Origin of the sequence: Pseudomarimonas salicorniae (assembly GCF_023156535.1) — a bacterium.
In the GTDB taxonomy this organism is placed as follows: Bacteria; Pseudomonadota; Gammaproteobacteria; order Xanthomonadales; family Xanthomonadaceae; genus Pseudomarimonas; species Pseudomarimonas salicorniae.
Genome location: NZ_JALNMH010000005.1, coordinates 25,229 through 48,461, shown reverse-complemented (window position 1 = coordinate 48,461; position 23,233 = coordinate 25,229). Strand labels below are relative to the sequence as shown.

At 70.1% G+C, this 23,233-nt stretch carries 11 protein-coding genes; 3 read left to right on the top strand and 8 right to left on the bottom strand.

The window, feature by feature from the left end:
* Nucleotides 1-124: 124 nt before the first annotated feature.
* On the top strand, nt 125-7,267 hold the full coding sequence (locus M0G41_RS07110; protein ID WP_248206990.1) for a GEVED domain-containing protein: 7,143 nt from the start codon (nt 125-127) through the stop codon (nt 7,265-7,267).
* A 144-nt stretch (nt 7,268-7,411) separates the two neighbouring features.
* Here the strand turns inward: M0G41_RS07110 and M0G41_RS07105 are convergent, their stop codons facing one another.
* The 3 genes from M0G41_RS07105 to M0G41_RS07095 all read right to left on the bottom strand — a co-directional run bounded on the left by M0G41_RS07105 (nt 7,412) and on the right by M0G41_RS07095 (nt 10,823).
* Nucleotides 7,412-7,675, bottom strand: a complete 264-nt coding sequence (locus M0G41_RS07105) for a hypothetical protein (RefSeq protein ID WP_248206987.1) — start codon at nt 7,673-7,675, stop codon at nt 7,412-7,414.
* 470 nt (nt 7,676-8,145) lie between these two features.
* On the bottom strand, nt 8,146-9,561 hold the full coding sequence (ntrC, locus tag M0G41_RS07100; protein WP_248206986.1) for a nitrogen regulation protein NR(I): 1,416 nt from the start codon (nt 9,559-9,561) through the stop codon (nt 8,146-8,148).
* A gap of 221 nt (nt 9,562-9,782) precedes the next feature.
* Nucleotides 9,783-10,823 (bottom strand): two-component system sensor histidine kinase NtrB, encoded by a 1,041-nt coding sequence (locus tag M0G41_RS07095; protein ID WP_248206984.1) that lies wholly within the window; start codon nt 10,821-10,823, stop codon nt 9,783-9,785.
* A gap of 149 nt (nt 10,824-10,972) precedes the next feature.
* Here M0G41_RS07095 and M0G41_RS07090 point away from each other — a divergent pair, with 149 nt between their 5' ends.
* Entirely contained in the window at nt 10,973-12,340 is a 1,368-nt protein-coding gene (locus M0G41_RS07090; protein WP_248206982.1) for a DUF2868 domain-containing protein, read from the top strand.
* On the top strand, nt 12,337-13,722 hold the full coding sequence (locus M0G41_RS07085) for a GTPase/DUF3482 domain-containing protein (protein WP_248206980.1): 1,386 nt from the start codon (nt 12,337-12,339) through the stop codon (nt 13,720-13,722). The genes M0G41_RS07090 and M0G41_RS07085 overlap by 4 nt, the downstream gene beginning before the upstream one ends.
* Nucleotides 13,723-13,731: 9 nt before the next feature.
* Here M0G41_RS07085 and M0G41_RS07080 read toward each other — a convergent pair whose 3' ends face one another.
* From M0G41_RS07080 to thrA, 5 genes are all read right to left on the bottom strand, one after another.
* Nucleotides 13,732-15,720, bottom strand: a complete 1,989-nt coding sequence (locus tag M0G41_RS07080; RefSeq protein WP_248206979.1) for a bifunctional diguanylate cyclase/phosphodiesterase — start codon at nt 15,718-15,720, stop codon at nt 13,732-13,734.
* 665 nt (nt 15,721-16,385) lie between these two features.
* A complete protein-coding gene (gene glnA, locus M0G41_RS07075; RefSeq protein WP_248206976.1) occupies nt 16,386-17,795 on the bottom strand; it encodes a type I glutamate--ammonia ligase in 1,410 nt (469 codons plus the stop codon).
* A 193-nt stretch (nt 17,796-17,988) separates the two neighbouring features.
* Nucleotides 17,989-19,278 carry a threonine synthase gene (gene thrC / locus M0G41_RS07070; protein ID WP_248206972.1) on the bottom strand — a complete coding sequence of 430 codons (1,290 nt, stop codon included), beginning with the start codon at nt 19,276-19,278 and terminating at the stop codon, nt 17,989-17,991.
* Nucleotides 19,279-19,410: 132 nt separating this feature from the next.
* Entirely contained in the window at nt 19,411-20,355 is a 945-nt protein-coding gene (locus M0G41_RS07065) for a homoserine kinase (protein ID WP_248206968.1), read from the bottom strand.
* Between the two features lie 101 nt (nt 20,356-20,456).
* Nucleotides 20,457-22,970 (bottom strand): bifunctional aspartate kinase/homoserine dehydrogenase I, encoded by a 2,514-nt coding sequence (gene thrA, locus M0G41_RS07060; protein ID WP_425511238.1) that lies wholly within the window; start codon nt 22,968-22,970, stop codon nt 20,457-20,459.
* Between the last annotated feature and the right edge of the window lie 263 nt (nt 22,971-23,233).

Below are 23,233 nucleotides of genomic sequence, written 5' to 3'. Positions count from 1 at the left end.
ATCCCTAAGGACAGCGGCGTGCCGGTCGGCCTCATGACACGAGGCCGACGTCTCGGCCGGCTACACTCGGGCCGGCGCCGGGCGCGTTCGCGCCCGGCGTCCGTTCTACGCCGGGGAGTTCCGCATGACCTACGAATCGAAGGGCGCGCTCGCCCGGGCCGCCCTTTTGTTGCTTTCGCTGTGCGCCACGGGCCTTGCCCAGGCGCAGGACCCCAACGTCACCCTGGGCAAGCAGCTGGTGAGCCCGGCGGCGAACGCCACGGTGCCGCCCGGTTCCGACGTGCGCTACCGCATCACCTATGCCTGCAACGGCGTATCGCAGCCGAACTGCGGCAGCCTGACTCTCAATGACAGCCTGCCGGCGGAGCTGGAGATCGTCAGCTGCGATTTCCCGGCCTTTTCCACCGTCAGCTGCCCGGTGGGCGGCAACGCCTTCAGCGCGACACGCAACCTGATCAATTCGGGCGTCACCGGCGAGGGCTTCATCAATGCCCGGGTCCGGCCCAGTGCCCCGCCGACCAACGGCGTGATCAATACGGTGACTGCGACCTTTACCAACAACGTCGGCAACCAGCCGCTGCCGGTCACCGCCAGCAGCCCGCCCATCAACATCCGCGCCGCCGCGCTGCGCAACTATTCGATCAGCAAGGTGCGCGTTGATCCGATCGCCTCCCTGCTCATCTCCGACCAGGCGACCTTCGTCACCGACCGCGTGCAGTTCTGCGCCACGTCCGGCGTGGACCTCGTAGCGCTGCCGGGCGCGACCCTGTACGACGACCTGCCGGCGATTGCCAGCAACCCGCGCACGACCGTTCCCGCCGGAAGTCCCGCGATCACCGAGTCGATCAGCGGCAACCGGATCACGTGGACCATTCCACAAGAGCGGCTGGAGATTGACCGCTTGTATCCGGCCGGCAGCTCGCTGTCGCAGCCATCCTGCTTCACCTTCTTCGTCACCTACGACCTGCCGGCCGGCGTGGCCCCGGCCCAGGATCGCGCCCATGTGCGCACGCCCGACGACCAGTACTGCTCCGAGGCCGGCCTTGGGGTACCGCCGCCGGGCGACACCGATAACCCGCAGTGCTTCGGCGAAACCAACGGCACCCGCGGCGGTCCGCAGTCGATTGTTTCGCTGAGCAAGACCGGCAACGACGCCACGCCCAGTGATACCCCCGACGATCAGGGCATCGGCCGGATCAACTGGCGGCTTGGCGGCAGCTACGAGTCCAACGTCGGGCTGCAGGACGTGCAGGTCTTCGACATCCTGCCCGACGACGTGCTGCCTGGTTCGCCGACCCGGCTGCAGGTTGCCAGCTTCACCCTCGGCAACTGGGTTGGCGGCGCCCCGCTGTATGACGTGGTGGCCGACGTCTTCGTCACCGACAGCGTGCCGGCGCCGACCAGCGACTGTGGCAATCCCGCCGACTGGGTCCAGGTGGCCTTTGACGCGCCCGGCAACAACAGCACCACGATCAGCGGCGGCAGCATTCCCGTCGATTCGACCGGCATCTGCTGGCGCTTCGAGAACCTGGCCGGCGGCACGCCGGCAAACGAAGTGCCACGCGACTTTGCCTTCACCAGCTCGCCGACGATCACCCAGCCGGTGCCGAGCACGATCACCCCGCCGGCCCTGCCTGCCGCGACCACGGTGGAAAACTGCCTGCAGTTCAACTGGAACGCCGGCGGCGCGCAGACCTCGAACACCTGCCGCACGCAGCGCATCGAAGAACCCAGGCCTGGCCTCGACCCGGTGAAGACCGTGTTCAGCGCGCCCTCGCCGCTGCGTCCGCTGGACGAGATCGTCTATCGGATCGGTGTGAACCACGCGGTCGGTGACTCGACCGGCGCCATCGTTGATCCGGTGATCACCGACCTGCTGCCTCCGCAGCTGGAGCTGATCGGCACGCCCACCGTTGTCCAGCCCGGTAGCCCGGTTCCGGTGATCGAGGTGATCGAGGACTTCAATGCCGTCACCGACCAGACCCTTGTCCGGATCCGCTACACCGGCAGTTTCCCCCGCAATGCGGCACAGATGCCGCTGATCGAGCTGCGAACGCGCATCCGCGCCGGCACTGCCGACGGCAGCTACAGCAATCGGGTAGCGGTATTCGAGAACGGCTCCGCGCCGGCCACCTGTGCCGGCACCCAGGCCGCTGACACCGACGACCTCGACAATGACACCGATACCGCCGAGCTGCGCTGCCAGCGCGATCTCGGCTTCAACATCGTCCAGGCCGCCGTGCTCGATGGCACCAAATGGGTCAGCGGGCCGGGCCCTTTCGAGAACCCCGCGGACGAGATCGTCGATGACCCGATCGAGCTGCCGGTCACCGCCAACGCCGACTGCCCGGTTTACTCGACCGAGTTCGGTACCGCGGTCGATGCGAATCCCTACACCCGGTTTCCCTGCGTGGCCCGCACCGACTTCGGCGGCGCCTTCACCTATCGCATCCGCGTGCAGAACGCCGGCAACGTGGCCTTCGACAACTACGTCATCTACGACGTGTTCCCGTTCATTGGCGACACCGGCGTTGGTGAGCCGCAGTCGACGGTCACCCGCAACACGCGGTTCCGCCCGGTGCTGACCGGCGCGCCGGTGCTCAACGGGGCCCAGACCACCGCGCCGATCGCCGGCAACTTCGTGGTCGAATACTCGGCGTCCACCAACCCTTGCCGGCGCGAGGTCTCCGATGATGACGACCAGACCGGCTGGCAGGGCAGCTGCACCAACGACTGGAACAGCGATCCCACGGCACTGGGCGGCTTCCCCGCTGTGCGTGCGATCCGCATCTATGCCTTTACCGACCCGAACGGCTCGGACACCACCAACTGGGGCGTGCTGCAGACCGCGGTGTTCGAGATCCCGATGCAGGCGCCGGCCTACCAGCAGCAGCCGGTATCCGGCGATGCTCTGCCTTCGGTGGTCGGCAGCACCACGGTATTCAACCCGGCCTACGGCTCCTTCGCCCACCGCGCCTACCGTGCGGTGACCGGCGCTGCGCTCGACCCGATCAACCTGCTGCCCACCGCCGAGCCGGTCAAGGTCGGTGTGATCCTTCCCGAGCGCTACCGCGTCGGCAATCTGGTCTGGCGCGACATCAATAACGATGGCGACCATGACCAGGGCGAGCCGGGCATCGACGGCGTGGCCCTGCGCCTGTGCCTGGATGATGACGGCACGGCAGGTCCGAGCGCCGGGGACACCACGGTCGATACCACGGGGACGGTCACCCTCGGCGGCCGTGCCGGCAAGTACCGATTCGACGAGCTGGCCCGGGATACCCGCTACTACATCGCGATCCCCGATCTGCAGGCGCCGCTGGCAGGTCTACAGGTGTCGACCAACAACGCCCGCGATCCGAACAACCGCGTCGACAACGACAACAATGCCAGCCCGGGGGCGGTGACGGTGTGCGGCGGCGGCACGGGCTATGTATCCGCACCCAACTGGGCGGTGGGTGATCCCAGCGCGAACGAGCCGACCAACGAACGCACGCACAGCAACTCGGGCAATGCCGATGACGACCCGAACAACGGCGCCGGCACCGATACCTGGCCGGATCGCATGTCGAACTTCTCGGCCGATTTCGGTTTCTCCAATGGCGGCGGCGCGGCCATCGAGGACCTCGGTGACCTGCCGGATACCGGCAACGGCGACACCACCGGAAACTACCGCACCCTGCTGTCGGACAACGGGCCGAGCCACATCATCGTCCCGAACCTGTACCTCGGCGCCTCGGTCGATGCCGAGCTCGACGGGCAGCCCAATTCCAGCGCCAACGGGGACGACACCAGCGGCGTGCCCGACGATGAGGACGGCGTCACCACGCCATCCCAGCTGGAGTTCTTCCGCGGCGAGCCGGCCGTGGTGGAGCTGCGCGTGGTGAACGACACGGGCAGCGATGCGCGCTTGTGTGCCTACGCCGACTGGAATGCCGACGGCGATTTCAATGACACGGTCAGTGGCGTGCTGGAGCGCGCCCCGGCCGTGATCGTGCCCAGTGGAACCGGTGCCGGTGGCAGTCTCGTCAATGTGGACTGGGGGAGCGTGCCGTATCCGGGGCCCTTCATCGAGCCGACCTACGTGCGTTTCCGCCTCAGCCTCGATAGCGGCACCTGCAGTGCGGCCTTTGCCAACGGTCCGAGCGCCAGCGGTGAGGTCGAGGACTATGCTGCGGTGATCGTCGCCATCGACCGCGGCGACCTGCCGGACGCTGGGGCAGGCGTTGCCACGGGCGACTACGAGACACTCACCGCAAACGGCGGCCCGGCTCATGTCATCCTCAGTTCGGTCCGCTTCGGATCTCAGAACGACCACGACCAGGATGGTCGCCCGTCCATCGCCGCCAATGGTGACGACACGGCGCCGGGCGGCCAGCCGGATGATGAGGACGGCTTCACCGTCTCCGACCTGACCATGGTCGCCGGCAGCGTGGCCAATGTGCGCTTCAACGTCACCAACACCAGCGGATCCACCGCCATTGTCTGCGGCTTCATCGACTTCAACGGCAACGGCGTGCTGGACGACATCGGCGAGACGGCCTCCTTGTCGGTCAACACGGGCACCAACAATGCCCAGCGTACGCTGAGCTTCAGCGTGCCGCTGCTGGCCTCGCGCAATACGTATGCCCGCTTCCGCATCGATGTGGATGGCGGGGGCGCGGCGAGCTGCTCGCCGAACGGAGTGCGCTTCAGCGGCGAGGTCGAGGACTACGCGGTCACCATCAATGCCTATGAACTTGGCGACCTGCCCGACGTCTACGGCACCCTGGTGGCCAGCGGCGGCGCGCGCCACCTGATCGCGCCGGGTTTCCCGGCGGCGCCGAATCTGTTCCTCGGCGCCGGCGTCGACAACGAGATCGACGGCGCGCCGAGCGTGCTGGCCGATGGAGACGACGCCGCCGTGGGTGACGACGAGGACGGCATCGATGTCGCCGACCTCAGCCTGCAGGTCAACGTGCCGCCGGTGATCGACGTCACCGCGAGAAATGAAACCGGCACTGCCGCGCGGATCTGCGGCTTCATCGACTACAACGCCGACGGCGACTTCGACGATGCCGGGGAGAGTGCCGAGGTCGCAGTTCCGGCCGTGGCCGGCAGCCAGTCGCTGCAGCTCACCTTCGCGCCGCCGCTGGTCGGCGCCGCCAGCAGCACCTACGCCCGCTTCCGCATCAGCACCGACACCGCCGGGACCTGCGTGCCGACCGGCGACGCGCCCAACGGCGAGGTCGAGGACTACGCGGTGTCGATCGTCGAGCTCAGCGACCTTGGCGACCTGCCGGACAGCTATGGCACGCTGCGTGCGAGCAACGGTGCACGGCACCCGCTGCGACCCAACCTGCGGCTGGGCACGCTGATCGACGACGAGGCCGACGGCCAGCCGGGCAGCGGTGCCGACGGCGATGACCTCGCAAGCAGCGACGACGAGGACGCGGTGCTGATCGCCGACCTGGGCGACAGCAATCTGGTCGCCGGTCTCTCCGCCAACATCCGGGTGCGCGTCACCAATGGCACCGGTGTGCCCGCGCGGCTGTGTGGCTATGTCGACTTCAATGCCGACGGCGACTTCGCCGACACCGGCGAGGTCAGCCAGGTGCCCGTGCCGGACGGCAGCAACGACGTCGAGTTCATCCTGCCCTTCAACGTGCCCGACGCGGCGCGCCGCGACAGCTTTGCCCGCTTCCGCCTGAGCACGCTTGCCGGCACCTGCACCGCGGCCACCGCGCGGGGCGTCGAGCCGGACGGCGAGGTCGAGGACTATCCGGTCCGGGTACGGGTCTTCGACCTGGGTGACCTGCCGGATCCTTCGGTCGGCATCGGTCCTGACAACTACCGCACCACCCGCGCCGACGGTGGGCCGCGCCACGTGATCGTTGACCAGCTGTTCCTCGGCGCCCGGGTCGACGAGGAGCCCGACGGCCAGCCCAACGTCAACGCTACCGGCGACGACGTCGCCAACGACGACGAGGATGGCGTGACCTTCATGGCCGCCTACGAACTGGGCAGCCCGGCCCGGGTCGACGTGGTCGCCAGCAACACCACGGGTTCCACCGCCCAGCTGTGCGGATTCATCGACTGGAACGCCGATGGCGACTTCCTCGACGAGAGCGAGTCGGCACAGAGCAGCGTCCCGGACGGCAGCGTGGGCGCCCTGCTGACCATGAACTTCGGCCTGGTGCCGGTGGGGGCCGACCTCACGCCCTACGCGCGCTTCCGGATCAGCACGGACCCGACCTGCAGCCCGGATGGCGAGGCCAGCGACGGCGAGGTCGAGGACTACCTGATCGGCACCACCGGCAATGGCGCGCTGGAGCTCGGCAACCTGGTCTGGGAGGACCGCAACAACAACTGCCGCGTCGACATCGGCGAACCGGGCCTGTCCGGCATCCCGGTCGACCTGTTCCTCGACAGCGACCGCAACGGCCAGCCGGACGGCCCCGCGGTCGGCAGCACGGTCACCGACCTCAACGGCAACTACCTGTTCGTCGACCTGCTGCCGGACGACTACCTGGTGGTCGTGCAGCGCCCGGAGCGCTACATCGGCTCGACCGGCTCAGGCCTGCCCTTCTCCAACACCGGGGCCTGTGCCACGGGCGTCGACCCGGACAACGACGTCGATGACGATGACAACGGCTTCGATGACGGCGCGGTCACTCGCGCCCCGCCGGTCACCCTGATCGCCGAGAGCGAGCCGGGCCCGCCGAACAGCGACACCAATCCGACCGTCGATTTCGGCCTGCTGTACTTCTTCGATCTGGATCTGGTGAAGGAGCTGGCTCCCGGCCAGCGGGCCGAGGTGCTGCCCGGCGCGACCGTCGAGTACCGGATCCGGATCAGCAACCAGGGTACGGTGCCGGCCACCGACATCGAGGTGACCGATCGCTACCCGGCCGGCTTCCAGGTCCTGGACAGCGACTGGACGGTGGATGCCACGAATCGCCTTGCCCGGCGGGTGATCCCCGGCCCGCTGCTGCCGGGTCAGTCGGTAGAACTGGCGATCTCGATGCGCGTCCTCGGCGGCGCGGCGGGTCGCTTCCTCAACCGGGCCGAGATCACCCGGGCCGAGGACGACCTGGGTGGCACGCCGACCGACATCGACTCCACGCCCGACAACGACAACGAGGGCGAGGACGACCAGGACGAGGTCCCGGTGCTGGTGCTGATCGGTGTGCCGACACAGATTCCCGTGGGCTCCCCGTGGGGTCTGGGGCTGCTGGTCCTGCTGACCGGCCTGCTGGCCCTGCGCCACATCCGACGCCGGAGCTGAGCAGGAGGGAACGCGGCCGGCCCTTACCGGCCGCGTTCAACCTGGACCAAAGAGTGACCTGCGTTCGAAAGGCGCCTCCGGGCGGACTTCCTGTTCAGCTTTAGCGAGCCTTTCAGGAAAGGTCTGCTAGCCGCCGGGCAAGCGCTACAGCTTCGTGTTCTCCGGCGATGCGCAGATTCTCGACCACGTGATCGTCAACGCGGCGCTCAACGCCAGCGCCACGCCGCGCCTGGAGCACGCACGGATCGATGCCCATTCCGCCGAGGACACCGCGCCGCGCCCAACATCGCCGTGCGCCTCGCCGACCACGATGCGGCGGCCGCCGAGTGCGAGGGCCGGGGCTTGGGCCTGCCCGTCGTGATCCTGCGCGACGGTTTCGAGGCGCGCCAGGCGCGTATCGCCCGCCACCGGTCTGCGAGCCGGGAGCGAGCCAATCGGCGGTGGGCGCCCGTGTCGGGCGCGATGCAGACATTCATAGGGTGCGGCTGGCCGCACCGGGCGTAGCGTCCGAACGCCCGTATCGGTGCGCCAAGGCACACCCTATGGGGCTCGCTGACGCCCAACGAAGCCCGACTGTGGGAGCGTCCTTGGGCGCGACCGCGGAAATCCGCTCTGGCCGAGGTCTGTGGTGAATCCGTAGCGCTGCGGTCGCGCCCAAGGGCGCTCCCACAATTTGACTGCGGCAAGGTCTGCTTGGCGGCGCAGACCGGACCTGGCAGCGCCCTTGCGTGTAGGAGCCAGCTTGCTGGCGATAGGTGCCCCGGAAGCGACGATCGCCAGCAAGCTGGCTCCTACATCCGGGTTCTGCGGAAGGTCCGCTTCGCGCCCGAATCGCACCTCGCGCCATCGCGCCATCGCGCCATCGCGCGGTCGGGTGCTCAGCCGCCGCGCCGCTGCCTTGATGAGCCCAGCTTGCGGGTCAGCGTATTGCGGCCAAGGCCGAGGCGCTTGGCGGCCAGCTGGCGGTGGCCGCCGGTGGCGTCAAGCGCGGTCTGCATGAGGATCTGCTCGAAGCGCTGGTGGGCCGTCTCGTAGAGTCCGTTGGCGCCGCTCGCCAGCTCGCGCGCGGCCCAGCGGCGCAGGCTGCTTTCCCAGTCGTCGACCTCGCCCTGGGCGCTGCTGGCGGCGTAGCTGGCGCTGGTCTGGCCGAGCGCCTGCTGCAGGTCGCCGGCCTGGATGGTTTCGCCGGGGGCCAGCGCGGCCAGCCGCCAGCACAGGTTTTCCAGCTCGCGCACGTTGCCGGGCCAGTCGTGGGCCTGCAGTCGGGCGATAGCCGATTTCTCGAAGCGTTTGACGCTGCTGGCGAGCTGGGCGGTGGCCTGGCCGAGGAAGCGCACCGCCAGGGCCGGGATATCCTCGCGGCGCTCGCGCAGCGGGGGCATGCGCAGGCGTACCACGTCGAGCCGGTGCAGCAGGTCGGCGCGAAAGCGGCCCTGGGCGACCAGGGATTCGAGGTCCTGGTGGGTGGCGGCGATCACCCTTACATCGACCCGGATCAGCTCGCGGCCACCGACCCGGAAGAACTCGCCCTCGGCCAGCACGCGCAGCAGCCGCGTCTGCAGCGGCAGCGGCATGTCGCCGATCTCGTCGAGGAACAGGGTGCCGCCGTCGGCCTGCTCGAAGCGCCCGGTGTGGCGGCGCTGGGCCCCGGTGAAGGCGCCGGCCTCGTGGCCGAACAGCTCCGATTCCAGCAGCTCGGAGGGGATGGCCGCGGTGTTCAGCGCAACGAAGGGTTGTGAGGCGCGCGGAGAATGCGCGTGCAGCGCACGGGCGACCAGCTCCTTGCCGGTGCCGGTCTCGCCGGTGATCAGCACCGCGAGCGGCGCCTGCGATAGCCGGCCGATGGCGCGGAACAGCTCGCGCATGGCCGGAGCCTCACCGAGCAGCTCGGGTTCGCTTCCCGTGGCGGTTTCGGCCGGTGGCGCCTCGCGCCGGCGCGGCTCCAGCGCCCGGGTCGCCAGCTCGACTGCCTTGTCGAGATCGAACGGCTTGCTCAGAAAGTCGTGGGCGCCTCCCTTGAATGCGCCGGCGGTGCTGGCGATGTCGGTGTAGGCGCTCATCACGACTACCGGCAGGTCGGCCCGCCGCGACTTCAGCGTGTCGAGCAGCTGCAGGCCGTCCATCTCGGGCATGCGAACGTCGGTGAAGACCAGCGACGGCGTACCGCTGGCCAGCGCCGCCAGCGCGCTGCGCGCGCCCTCGAACTCCCGCACGCTGTACCCCGCCTCGCGCAGCCCTTCGGCCAGCACGAAGCGCACCGATCGGTCGTCGTCGATGACCCAGATGTCAGCCATTCGCTGCGCTCCGCGCAGCGCCGTGATTCGTGATTCGGCCGCTGAGCGGCAACGCGGCCTGTGGCCGCTGCGCCTTCGCTACGCTCGGTCGTGATGGGTGATTCGCAACAGCCGGTCGGCCGGTATGTCGCAGCTGCACCGGGCGCCGCTGGCAAGCAAAAAAAGGGCCGATCGCTGTGGACATGCAGTTACCCCGCTCTGGACGAATCACTAATCACCAATCACGCTGCTGCCGGCGGCATCGTCGCCGGCAGCAGCAAGGTGAACACCGTATGCCCGCGCCGCGAGCGGTAGCTCAGCGAGCCGCCGTGTTCACGGGCCACCTGTTGAGCCAATGCAAGACCGAGGCCAGTGCCCTCGGCGCGGCCGCTGACCAGGGGCAGGAAGATCTGTTCGGCCAGGCCCTCGGGGACGCCGCAGCCGTCGTCGACGATCTCGATGCGCAGGGCGAGCCGGTGCACCACGTCGCCGATCACCACGCCGGTGTCGGCACGCGTGCGCAGTCGGACCTCGCCGGCATCGGCCTGCAGGGCATTGCGCACCAGGTTCAGGACCGCCTGGGTGAGGCGGTCGGCGTCGGCCGGAATCTCGGGAAGCGAGGGGTCATAGTCGCGGACCAGGCGCACCGCCCAGCCGGCCTCGGCTTCGGCCAGCAGGCGCACGCGCTCGAGCACCGTGTGCACGTTGGTGGCCGCGAGCGGGCTCGGGGGCGCCGGCTCCAGAAGCCGCTGCACAAGTGCCGACAGGCGCTCGGTCTCGGCCACGATCACATCCAGATAGCGCTCGGAATCAGTGTCCTGCAGGCGTCTGCGCAGCAGCTGTGCCGCGCCCTTCAGCCCGGCCAGCGGGTTCTTGACCTCGTGGGCCAGCCCCTTGAGCGCGACGTTCAGCGCGGTCGGCAGCAGAACCGCGGGGTCGTCGCCCGGGAACTCGTCGACCGGATGGAATTCGAAGCGCACCCCGCCCTCGGGCTGCTCCAGGGCGGTGACCAGCACGTGGGCAAAGCGCGGTTCCAGCTCCCCCGGCTGCAGCCTCAACCGCTGCACGCGAAGGCCGGACGGCGTCGAGCGGGCGCGCTCGCAGAGGGCGTCGAGGTCCTGCTCGGAGGAGGCGATGCGGGACAGCGGATGCCCCAGCAGGCGGCGCAGGCCGAGGCCCAGCCAGCTGGCCGCGGCGGGATTCACAGACTTGATCCGTCCCTGCCCGTCCACGGACAGGATGGGTGTCGACAATGCATCAATGGGGTGCGTATCGGCGTTCATGATGCACCATGGTAGGGCATTTGCAGGTCATTGGGCCCCGGCCGGCGGCTTGCTATCGTGCCCGGCATGGGCCTCCTCCCCGACAACCTGCATCTACCGTGCCGCTGCCGCCGGCAAAGCCTTTCCGGGCCGCAAACCTGGGCGCTGCGATGAGCGCTGCGCTGCCGCGCTGGCAAGCGCTATGGCTGATCGGCTGGGAGCGTCGCCGGGAGGGCGAGGAGCCCCAGCCTGATCCGCCGGAGCAGCTGGCCCACTGGCGCAAGGAGGGGGCCGACGCCGAGCAGCGGGTGCTGCTTCGCGCGCAGGCGCGGCTCGGCGAGCGCGCCGGCCAGCTGGCGCCCGCCCTGCGTCGCGCCCGCTGGGCGCTGGGGGCGGTCTGCGCCCTGATCGCGCTGGCTGGCGGCGCCGGCGTGTTCACCCTGCTCGGGCCGGGTGAGCGCCCGGTCAACGTGATCTGGACTTGGCTGGCCCTGCTCGGGCCCCATCTGGTGATGCTCGCTCTGTGGCTGGCCGGCTTGTCGATGGGCGGCGGCGCGCCCTGGTCGGGCCGCAGCCTCGCAGCCCTCGGACAGCGCATCCCCGGCCTCGTTCCCGATCGCGCCGCCATCGAGGCGCTTTGGGACGGGCTGCGCCAGAGCGGTGCCGGTCGCTGGGCGCTGTCGGTGCTCAGTCATCTGCTCTGGCTGTCGGCGCTGGCCGGTGCCCTGCTCGGCCTGCTGCTGGCGCTTTCGCTGCGCCGCTACGGTTTCACCTGGGAGACCACCATCCTGCCCGCGGCCTGGTTCGAGAGCCTGGTGATGACCCTGGCCTGGCTGCCCGGGCTGGTCGGCTTGCCGCAGCCCGATGCGGGCCTGGTCGCGGCCAGCGGCGAGGGGCCGGTGGCCTCCGATCTTGCCCGCCGGAGCTGGTCGTTCTGGCTGGTCGGCGGACTGGTCGTCTACGGGATCCTGCCCCGCCTTGTCGCCCTGATCGTGTGCCGCTGGCGCCTGCAGCGCGCGGTGCAGCGGCTGCAGCTGCCCTGGCAGCAGCCCTACTACGCGGTGCTGCAGCGCCGGCTGGCACCGCGCAGCACGCGGCTTGGCGTCGTCGATGCCGACTCGGTCGGGGATTCGGTGGAGCAATGGGTGATGGGCGGAGTCGGCGCGGGCGCGGCGGTGATCGGGCTCGACGTGCCGGCCGACTGGCCCTGGCCGCCGGTGCCCGGCACATCCCGCGACCACGGCCGATGCGAGAGCCGCGAGCAGCGCGCCGCTGCCCTGCAGGCGCTGACCGACCAGCCTGCCGAGCGGCTGCTGGTGGTGGTCGAGGCCGCGCAGTCGCCGGACCGCGGCACGCTGCGCTTCATCGGCGAGCTGGCCGGCCACTGTCGTGCCCTGGCCCTGCTGCTGGCCGGGCCCGACCGCGACCGCCGCCGCGATCTCTGGCGCGACGCCGCCGGGCGTCGCGGGCTGGACGGCGCCGTGCTGTTCGTCGACGCCGAGCCGGCGGCGCGCTGGCTGTCCGGAGGGGCGTCATGAGCCAGGCGATCCGGGTCGCCGTGGTCGGCCATACCAATGTCGGCAAGACCTCCCTGCTGCGCACCCTGCTGCGCGACGCCGGCTTCGGCACGGTCTCGCGGCAGCCGAGCACCACGCGCCACGTCGAGGGTGCAGTGATGCAGGTCGAGGGCCGGCCGGTGCTGGAGCTTTTCGACACGCCGGGCCTCGAGGAGCCGATCGCCCTGCTCGAACACCTTGAGGGTTACCGCGGAGAAGGCCGGCTGGATGCCGCGGGGCGGGTCGAGCGCTTCCTCGCCGACGGGCCGGCGGTGGCCCGCTTCGAGCAGGAGGCCAAGGTGCTGCGCCAGCTGCGCCAGTGCGATGCCGGCCTGCTGGTGATCGACGTCCGCGACCGGGTGCTGGCCAAGCACCGCGACGAGCTGCAGCTGCTGGCCGCCTGCGCGGTGCCGCTGCTGCCGGTGTTCAACTTCGTCCGGGCACCCTCCAGCGAAGAAGCCGCCTGGCGCGAGGTGCTGGCCCGTGCCGGGCTGCACGCTTCGGTGCGCTTCGACAGTGTCGCCCCCGAGCGCGAGGCGGAGCCGCGCCTCTACACCGCCCTGGGCACCGTGGTCGAGCGCGCGCGGCCGGGGCTGCAGGCCCTGCTGGCTGCCCGCGAGGCCGAGCGACTCGGCCGCCGCCGCGGCGCCTGCGCCCTTCTGGCCGACTGCTTGCTGGAGGTCGCCGCGGCGCGCCGCGAGGTGCCGCTCGGCGAGCCGGTTGACGCCGCCGTGCGCGAACTCGGGGATGCCGTGCGCGCGCTGGAGCGCGGCGCCCTCGACGCCCTGCTGCGCCTGTACCAGTTCGACCCCGATGCGCTCGATGCGGTGGATCTGCCTGTCGAGAACGGGCGCTTGGAGCACGACCTGTTCTCGCCAGAAGCCCTGCGCGCCGCCGGCACCCGGGTCGGCGGCGGGGCGGCGGCCGGCGCCGCCGCCGGGCTTGGCATCGACCTTGCGGTCGGCGGGATCAGCCTGGGCGCGGCCGCCCTGCTCGGCGCCGCGGCCGGGGGCGGGGTGCAGGCGGCACGCCAGTTCGGTCGGCGGATGGCGGCCAGGCTTCGCGGCACGCGCGAGCTGAGCGTGGAAGACGCCGTCCTGCGCCTGCTTGGCCTGCGCCTGCTGGAGCTGGCGCAGGCGCTGGAGAGTCGTGGCCATGCCGCGCAGGACCCGCTGCCCCTGCCCGCCGACGCCCGCGATGCCTGGCGCGGCAGGCCGCTGCCGGCGCCGCTGCGCCGCGCGCGTGCCCATCCAGAGTGGTCGTCGCTGTCGAGCGTCCGCTTCGATCGCGAAGCCCGCGATGAAGCCGCAGCCGAGCTGGCCGCGGTCCTGCTGGCCCAGCTGGACGAGGCCCCGCCGGGCTGATCCGCTCGATCAGCCGGTGCCGTCCTCGGCGCTATCCGAGCGCGCCCGCAGCAGGGCCGGATCGTCCGGCGCGATGCCGGTCTCGGCGCCGAGAAAGTCGAGCAGGGCGCGCCAGCTGAGTGGGCGGCTGATCAGGAAACCCTGCAGGTACTCACAGCCCAGGTCGACCAGGGCCCGGGACTGCGAGGCGGTTTCCACGCCCTCGGCGATCACCGCCTTGCCGAGGCCATGGGCCAGGCCCAGGATGCCGCTGACCAGGAACTCGCCCTTCGGATGGTCCATGTCGCGGATGAAGCTCTGGTCGATCTTGAGGGTGTCCACCGGCAGGTCGCGCAGGCGGGCCAGGGATGAATGGCCGATGCCGAAATCATCGATGGTCAGGCCGACACCCAAGGAGCGCAGCCGGATCAGGCCGGCGACCGCCGCGCCTTCGCTTTCGGCCAGCGCTGCCTCGGTCACCTCGACCTCGAGGCGCGCCGGGTCGACGCCGCTGTCCAGTACCGCGCACTCGAAGTCATCCAGGAAGCCCGGATCCACCAGATTCAGCGGCGAGCAGTTCAGGGCGACACGGATCTGCGGAAAGCCCGCGGCGTCCAGCCACTTGGTCGTCGACAGGGCTTCGCGCAAGAGCCAGCGGTCGAACTCCGCGATCGCGCCGCTGCTTTCCGCCACCAGGATGAACTGGCGTGGCGAGACGCTGCCCAGGGTGGGGTGGTTCCATCGCGCCAGCAGCTCGACCATGCGCACGTCACCGCTGAGGCTGTCGACGATCGGCTGCATGACCAGACCGATCTCGCCTTCGCCCAGGGCGCGGCTCAGGCGGTTCTCGACCTGCATGCGGTGCTCGTTTTCCTCGCGCTGTGTGGCGTGGAATACCTGCAGCCCGCCCGGGGGGCAACGTTCCAGCGCAAGCAGGGCATTGGCCAGCAGACGCTGGAAGTCATCGCCGTGATCCGGCCACAGGCTGAGCCCCGCAGACGGCCGCAGGCGCACGCGACCCTCGCCCTCGCCCAGGGGCTGCTCGAACATCCCGATCAGCTGACGCACCCGCGCGCTGGCCTCGGTCGCGCCGCCGACCCGCAGCACCAGCAGGAAGCGCTGGTCGCCGATCGCCGCGATCAGCTCCTCGTCACGGCGGACGCTGCGCAGCCGCCAGGCGGCTGCCGCATACAGGCGGTCGCGCTCGGACTTGCCCTGGGTCGACAGGACGCGCTCGAGCGCTTCGAAATGCAGGACGACCAGCGCACAGGCGCTGCGCGTGGCCACCGCAAAGCGCAGCACGCGCAGGAAGCTGTCCGCAGCCACCTCGAGCACCGGCAGCCCGGAGACCGGATCCGTCCGGCTGCTGCGGCGCAGTCCGCCGCGCTGGTCGCGGGCGGCCAGCCAGCGAGGGGCCGCCAGCGGCACGGACACCGCCAATGCCAGCGCGCCGATTGCCAGCCTGAGCAGACCGGACGCGGCGCCGGGGTCTTGAGTCGGCGCCATTAGCAGCTGCGCGCAAAACAGGCCGGTTCCCACCAGCACGGCAGCCGCCGTGCCGAGCTGCAGCGGGCTGCCACTTCGCCGCCGGCGGAAGTGCGCCGCCACCATGAAGCCAGTTCCGCAGGTCAGCAACAGCACCGCGGCTGCCGGCCACCACTCTGCCGGGTGCGTGCCGGCGGGCAGGGACAGGGCCAGACCCAAGGTACCAAGGGCGAAGGGCAGGGCGGCCGCGGCGTGCAGCACGTTGCTGCCCGGTCGTTGGTCGATCATGACCGCGGCCAGAGCGGAGCCGGCGAGCAGTACAGTCCAGCCCAGCGCCGGAACGCCCGCCGACAGCGGCGCAAAGGGAGCCCAGGCAGCGGCCGCCAGCGCCAGCGCACAGCCGGCCCGTCGAACCCAGAGCCGGGGCGCGGACTGTGGTGGCGGCGGGTCGAGCAGGGCAAGACCAGAGAACGCTGCCAGCACGCTCACAACGAGACCGGCGAGCGCCTGCAGTCCGACGGAAGGATCGCTCATCGACAGCACCTCGCCTCGCCCCCCAATCCGCCTCGACGCTGGAGAATTCGAGGCTAGCACAGCCCCCGCCAGGCGCAGGCAGGTGGGCGGTCGCGAAGCCTTGCGTGCCCCGCACCCGGTCGCACCGAGCGCGGTGTCCGGAGGCCCGGTTCGGGCGCGAAGAAGACATTCATAGGGTGCGGCTGGCCGCACCGGGCATACCGTCGGAACGCCCGTATCGGTGCGCCAAGGCACACCCTATGGGGCTTCGCCGACGCCCAACGAAGCCCGACTGTGGGAGCGCCCCTGGGCGCGACCGCAGAAATCCGCTCTGGCCGCGGTCTGCGGTGAATGCGTAGCGCTGCGGTCGCGCCCAAGGGCACTCCCACAATTTGACTGCGGCAAGGTCTGCTTTGCGGCGCAAACCGGACCTGGCAGCGCCCTTGCGTGTAGGAGCCAGCTTGCTGGCGATAGGTGCCCCGGAAGCGACGATCGCCAGCAAGCTGGCTCCTACAGTCGGATATTGCGGAGGGTCTGCTTCGCGCCCCAAGCACGCATCGACTCTGCACATGTCGGGTCGGTGCACGCCGCCGGGAAGGATTGGGGCCCTGAAACGAAACACCCCGGGGAGAGCGGCCCCCCCGGGGTGTTTCAAGCCTTCCGGCCGACCGCGGTCGGCGTGGCGCTTACAGGCTGTAGTACATCTGGTACTCGAGCGGGTGGGTCGCCGCGCGGAAGCGGGTGACCTCCTGCATCTTCAGTGCGATGTAGCCGTCGATGAAGTCGTCGCTCATCACGCCGCCGGCCTTGAGGAAGTCGCGGTCCTGGTCCAGCGCTTCCAGCGCCTGGTCCAGCGAGTGGCAGACGGTCGGGATGTTCTTCTCTTCCTCGGGCGGCAGGTCGTACAGGTCCTTCTCGGCCGGCGCACCCGGGTCGATCTTGTTCAGGATGCCGTCGAGACCGGCCATCATCAGCGCAGTGAAGGTCAGGTAGCCCGAATTCATCGGATCCGGGAAGCGCATCTCGATGCGGCGTGCCTTCGGGTTTGACACGAACGGGATGCGGCAGGAAGCCGAGCGGTTGCGCGCCGAGTAGGCCAGCATCACCGGCGCCTCGAAGCCAGGCACCAGGCGCTTGTAGCTGTTGGTCGTCGAGTTGCTGAACGCATTGATCGCGCGGGCGTGCTTGAAGACGCCGCCGATGTACCACAGTGCCATCTGCGACAGGCCGCCGTAGCCGTCGCCGGTGAACAGGTTGGTGCCGCCCTTGGCCAGCGACTGGTGGACGTGCATGCCGGAGCCGTTGTCGCCGACGACGGGCTTGGGCATGAAGGTCGCGGTCTTGCCGTTGCGGTGGGCGACGTTCTTGACGATGTACTTGAGCATCATCAGCTCGTCGGCCTTGCGCACCAGGGTGTTGAACTTGGCGCCGATCTCGCACTGGCCGGGGCCGGCCACCTCATGGTGGTGCACCTCGACCTCGATGCCGACCTGCTCGAGGATCTTGCACATCTCGGCGCGCAGGTCGTTCAGCGAATCGATCGGCGCGACCGGGAAGTAGCCGCCCTTGACGGTCGGGCGATGGCCCGAGTTGACGCCGTCGAACTTCTTGTTCGAGGACCAGGGGGCTTCTTCGCTCTCGATCTCGAACGAGGCACCGGACATGTCGTTCTTGTGGCGCACCGAGTCGAAGATGAAGAACTCGGGTTCCGGGCCGAAGAAGGCGGTGTCGGCAAGGCCGGTCGACTTCAGATAGGCCTCGGCGCGCTTGGCCACGCCGCGCGGGTCGCGCTCGTAGCTCTGCATGGTGTTCGGGTCGAGGATGTCGCAGACCATGACCAGAGTCGGGTCGGCGGTGAACGGGTCGATGAAGGCGGTGGCCGCATCCGGCATCAGCACCATGTCGGACTCGTTGATGCCCTTCCAGCCGGAGATCGACGAGCCGTCGAACATCTTGCCTTCCTCGAACAGGCCGGGCTCGAGGATGCGCGCCGGATAGGTCACGTGGTGCTGCAGGCCACGGACGTCGGCAAAGCGCAGGTCAACGAACTCGACGTTGTTGTCCTGGGCCAGTTTGAGGACGGAATCAATCGACATCGCACTCTCCAATATTTCTAGGGATGGGGCAGACAGACTGCAGGTGCCGCATTGCAGCAAAGTGCGTGCCAAGTGCAATCGGCTGCAAGTGATTGATTCAAGGTAGCCGAAACGCACCGTGCAAGTGCTATTGCAGCACAAACGCACCAAGCGTGTACGAACGCACCGGCATGGTGCGTTCCGTTGGCCAGGGCTAGAGCCGGCGCAGCACCGCGGCCAGTGCGTCGGCGTCGGCGGCCAATGGGTCGGCCCGGCTCGGCCGCTCGAGGATGGACGATAGCGCTGGGGGCGCCGCCACGGCGTGGCCGACGCAGGGCTCGACCACGCTGTCGAACTTGGCCGGATGGGCGGTGGCCACGGCGACATAGGGTCGCCGATCACCGGCGTCCCGGCGCCGCTCGATCAGCTTCAGGGCGGCGGCAGTGTGCGGGCAGACCACGTGGCCGTAGCGTTCCTCGGCGTGGCCCATGACCTCGCGCAGGGCGTCGTCGTCGACGCTGTCGGCGCTGACCTGGGCGCGCAGGTCGGCCAGCTCCGGGTGCAGGGCGCGCAGGCGCTCGAGGTTGCTCGGTGCGCCGACGTCCATCGCATTTGCGAGGGTCGGGATCGATGGCTGCGGCCGATACTCGCCGGTCCGCAGCAGGTCCGGCAGTACGCGGTTGGCATTGGCCGCCAGCGCGATCTCGCCGATCGGCAGGCCCAGCCGCCGCGCCAGCACGCAGGCCAGGGCATTACCGAGGTTGCCGGTGGGGATGACGAAGTGGGCCGGCTCGGCATGCAGCACCTGCCAGCGCAGCGACGCCGCGGCGTAGTAGCTCATCTGCGGCAGCAGGCGGCCGAGGCTGATCGAGTTGGCCGAGGACAGCGGCACCTGCGAGCGCAGGCCCTGATCGGCAAAGGCTGCCTTCACCATGGCCTGGCAGTCGTCGAAGCTGCCGGCGACGCGGAAGGTGTGCACGTTGTCGCCGAAGGCGCCGAGCTGATGGGCCTGGCGCGCCGAGACCTTGCCGTCGGGATAGAGCACGACGACGCGGAAGCCGGGGCGCCGGTGAAAGGCGGCGGCGACCGCGCCGCCGGTGTCGCCGCTGGTGGCCACCAGGATGGTCAGCACCGGGTCGGACGGCCCGCGCAGCCGGGCAAGGCAGGCGGCCAGGAAGCGCGCGGCGAAGTCCTTGAAGGCGGCGGTGGGGCCGTGGAACAGCTCCAGCAGGTACAGGCCCGGATCCTTCGAGGCGACCAGCGGCGCCGGCAGGTCGAGTGCCTCGCGGCAGATCGCCGGCAGCGCGTCCTGCAGGGCGTCGCCCTCGAAAAACGGACCGAGCAGGCGGATCGCGGCTTCGGGAATCGGCAGCGGCTCGTCCCAGTCCTGCGGCGCCGGCCAGTGCCCGGGCAGGTAGAGCCCGCCGTCCGGCGCGAGGCCCAGGGTCAGCGCTTCGGAGAGTGAAACGGCGGGTGCGTCGCCGCGGGTGCTGATGAACTTCATGGACGGGTTCCAGTGTCGCAACAAGCAGAGTCCGCCCGCCGTAGGAGCCAGCTTGCTGGCGATGAGGGGTTTGCCAGCTGCCGATCGCCAGCAAGCTGGCTCCTACGGGCAGCGGTGCAGGACGGACCCGGGCTACGCCACATGGGTTACCCGGGCACCGGGGGCGTCGACCGGACCGACCAGCAGGTCGCTTTCGAGACCGGCCCCGGCAAACGCCGAGCGCATCGCATCGGCGGCGCGCCGGGCATCGTTCTCGCCCCAGCACCAGGCGAACACGCTGGGTCCCGCCCCGGAGATCGAGGCGCCCAACGCGCCGGCGTCCAGGGCCGCCTGCTTCACCTCAGCGAAGCCGGGAATCAGCCGGGCCCGGCGCGGCTCGATCAGGACGTCATCGAGCCCGGCCGCGATCAGCGCCCGGTCAGCGCGGGCCAGACCGGTCAGGACCAGGGCCAGATGCCCGCTCTGGGCGATGAACTCGCCCAGCTCGTAATGTCCGGCCAGCGCGGCGCGGGCGTGGCGGGTCTCGATCGCGCAGTGCGGATGCACGTGCGCGCAGTACAGCAGCGGCGGCACGTCCAGCTTCAGCGGCGCACGTTCGCCCACCGCCATGGCCACGCCGCCGAGCAGCATGGGCGCCACGTTGTCGCCGTGCCGGCTGCCGCTGGCCACCGACTCGCCTTCCAGCGCGTGGTGGTACAGCGCCTCGACCTGAAGCGGCTCGGCCAGCAGGGCATTGGCGGCGACCACCGCGGCGACCGCCGAAGCGGCCGATCCGCCCATGCCTGAGCCGAACGGAATGCCCTTCTCGATGCGCAGGGTCAGGCCCTGCTCCGAGCCCAGCGCCGCCAGCATCGACAGCAGGGCAGCGCCCGCGGTGTTCTCCTCTGCGGCCTTGGGCAGGGGTCGATCCGAGCCCTCGATAGACTCGATGCGCACTCCGGGTGCGTCCACCACCCGTACTTCCACCGAATCCCCGGCGCCGCTGAGCGCATGGCCGAGCAGGTCGAAGCCGATGCCGATATTGCCGACGCTGGCCGGGGAGAAGGCGCGTGCGGTGGAGTGGACGAAGCGGCTCATGATCGGGCCTCGCCGGCTACCCGGCACCTTGGCCTCGTCCCCGTGCAGGCGCTGATCCGGGGCGCGAGCCCTGTCCTCAGGATGCTCCATCGCCATGGCGATCAGAACCGCGAGCCCAGCGCCTGGGCAATGCGCAGCAGGTCGGCGAAGACGCCGGCGGCGGTGACCGCGGTGCCGGCGCCCGGGCCCTGGACCACAAGCGGATTGTCGCGGTAGCGGCGGGTGGTGAACTGGACGATGTTGTCGGTGGGCTTCAGGTGGGCGAAGGCGTGGTCCATCGGCAGCTCCACCAGTCCGACCTTGGCCCCGGCCCCGTCGACACGGGCGACGAAGCGCAGCACGTGCTGCTTGGCACGGGCCGACTCGGCGCGGGCGGTCAGGTCGGCATCCATCTCGTGGGCGCGCTCGAGGAAGGCGTCCTTGTCCAGCGTAGCCAGGTGTTCGGGCACCAGGCCGACCAGGTCGACATCGCCAAGCTCGATGTCCTGGCCCCACTCGCGGGCAAGGATCACCAGCTTGCGGGCCACGTCCATGCCCGACAGGTCATCGCGCGGGTCGGGTTCGGTAAAGCCCTTGCCCCGCGCGTCCAGCACCAGCTCGGAGAACGGTTTGCTGCCGTCGAAGCTGTTGAACAGGTAGCTCAGCGTGCCGCTGAAGATGCCCTCGATGGCGAGGATCTCGTCGCCGGTGTCGATCAGATCGCGCAGGGTGCCGATGATCGGCAGGCCGGCGCCGACCGTGGCCTCGTAGCGCCAGTGGGCGCGGCGGGCCGCGGCGCGGGCGGCGCGGTACTGCGACAGCGGCGCGCTGCCGGCCTGCTTGTTCGGGGTGACCACGTGGATGCCCTCGGCCAGCCAGCCGGCATAGCGCGCCGCCACCTCGGCGCTGGCCGAGCAGTCGATGATCATCGCGTGTGGCAGGTGTGGCGCCTTGATGTGCGCGGTGAAGGCGTCGAGGTCCAGGGGCGTCGCGGCCTCGACGTACTGGGACCGCCAGTTCGGCCAGTCGACGCAGCGGTCGGCTAGGTGCATGCGGCTGCTGCCGGCGATGCCGCGCAGGCGCAGGTCGAGCTGATGGGCCTCGAGCAGGCGACCCGCGGCCGAAGCCAGCTGGTCGAGGAACTCGCTGCCGACCTGGCCCGGACCGATCACGCCCACGCTGATGGTCTGCGGCGACAGCCAGAATCCGGAGTGCACGGCGCGCAGCGCGCGGGCTGCGTCGGCCTCGCGGATGGCCACCGAGATATTGCGCTCCGATCCGCCCTGGGCGATCGCCCGGACATTGACCTCGGCATGGGCAAGGCCGGCGAACAGCCGCGCGGCGACGCCCGGATGGCCGGCCATGCCGTCGCCCACCGCGGCCAGTACGGCGACCCCGCCCTCGGCCTCGATCGACTGGATCAGCCCGGCGGCCAGCTCCTGGGCAAAGGCCTGGCGCAGCACGCCGACCGCGCGACCGGCGTCGGCCGACCTCACCGCGCAGCAGATCGAATGCTCGGAGCTTGCCTGGGCGATCATCACCACCGATACGCCGGCACCGCGCAGGGCGCCGAAGACGCGCTCGGCCGTGCCCGGCACGCCGATCATGCCGGTGCCCTCGACCTCGACCAGGGCCAGCTGGGGGGCAATGGTCAGGCCCTTGACCGGACCATTCTCGTCCTGCTGCTCCGGGCCGATCCGGGTGCCTTCCAGCTCCGGCTTGAAGGTATTCCGCACGTAGACCGGAATGCCCCGCTCGAGCACCGGGCTCATGGTGCCGGGGTGGACCACCTTGGCGCCGAAATAGGCCAGCTCGAAGGCCTCGTCATAGCTCATCCGAGGCAGCAGTACCGCATCGGGCACCAGGCGCGGGTCGGCACTCAACACGCCGTCGACGTCGGTCCAGATGTGCAGGGCGCTGCAGGCGAACAGGCGGGCGAAGATCGCCCCGGAGTAGTCGCTGCCGTTGCGCCCAAGGGTGGTCGGGCGGCCGTTCCCAGAGCGGGCGACGAAGCCGGTGACCACCAGATGGCGGACCGGCGCGTGGCGCTGCTGCCAGTCGGCAAGCCGCGCCTCGCTGAGCGCCCAGTCGACGCCCATGCCGAGTTGCCCCGGCTCCACCACCAGCACTTCACGCGCGTCCAGCCAGCCGGCATCCTCACCACGGGCGCGCAGCAGGGCGGCCAGCAGCTGCGCCGACCAGACCTCGCCGAGGCCCTGCACGTAGTCGAGCAGGTCAGCCGAAGGATGGCTGAGCAGGTGGGCCGCGCGGAGCAGGGCGGTGAGGTCGTTCCAGTCGCGCTCCAGGCGTCCGAGCAGCTCGGCCTCCTGCTCGCCGAGCAGGGCGTGGGCCGTCTTGCGGTGGCGTTCGATCAGCGTCTGCAGCTGGCCCTGCGCGGTCTCCGGGTCGCTGCTCGCGGCGTGGACCAGGGCGATCAGCGCGTCGGTGACGCCCTGCATGGCCGAGACCACGATGATCTGGGTGGGATCGTCGCGGGCGGTCAGGACATCGGCGACATGCGCGATGCGCTGCGCGTCGGCCAGGCTGGATCCGCCGAATTTGTGGGCGACCGGAACGGTTGCAGCAGACACGTTTGCCTCAGCTCGGAGCGAAGGGCTCCCGAGTGTGCACCAGATGACGCAGTGCAGCACAGGGGCGTCGGCATCTGCTTATGGGCTGGCTGTCGGGCAGGGGCTGGATCGGGCCCAAGGAATCCATTCATAGAGTGCGGCTGGCCGCACCGGGCGTACCGCCCGAACGCCCGTATCGGTGCGCCAAGGCCAAGGCACACCCTATGGCGATTCGCCGACGCGCAGCGAAGTCCGACTGTAGGAGCGCACATGGGCGCGACCGCGGCGTGGCGTGGCGTGGTCTCCACAGACCGTGGCCAGGGCGAATC

Excerpts from the sequence above, each read along its gene's own strand:
- M0G41_RS07110 (WP_248206990.1), top strand. The coding sequence starts at position 125 with ATGACCTACGAATCGAAGGGCGCGCTCGCCCGGGCCGCCCTTTTGTTG.
- ntrC (WP_248206986.1), bottom strand. The coding sequence starts at position 9,561 with ATGGCTGACATCTGGGTCATCGACGACGACCGATCGGTGCGCTTCGTG.
- M0G41_RS07095 (WP_248206984.1), bottom strand. The coding sequence starts at position 10,823 with ATGAACGCCGATACGCACCCCATTGATGCATTGTCGACACCCATCCTG.
- M0G41_RS07090 (WP_248206982.1), top strand. The coding sequence starts at position 10,973 with ATGAGCGCTGCGCTGCCGCGCTGGCAAGCGCTATGGCTGATCGGCTGG.
- M0G41_RS07085 (WP_248206980.1), top strand. The coding sequence starts at position 12,337 with ATGAGCCAGGCGATCCGGGTCGCCGTGGTCGGCCATACCAATGTCGGC.
- M0G41_RS07080 (WP_248206979.1), bottom strand. The coding sequence starts at position 15,720 with ATGAGCGATCCTTCCGTCGGACTGCAGGCGCTCGCCGGTCTCGTTGTG.
- glnA (WP_248206976.1), bottom strand. The coding sequence starts at position 17,795 with ATGTCGATTGATTCCGTCCTCAAACTGGCCCAGGACAACAACGTCGAG.
- thrC (WP_248206972.1), bottom strand. The coding sequence starts at position 19,278 with ATGAAGTTCATCAGCACCCGCGGCGACGCACCCGCCGTTTCACTCTCC.
- M0G41_RS07065 (WP_248206968.1), bottom strand. The coding sequence starts at position 20,355 with ATGAGCCGCTTCGTCCACTCCACCGCACGCGCCTTCTCCCCGGCCAGC.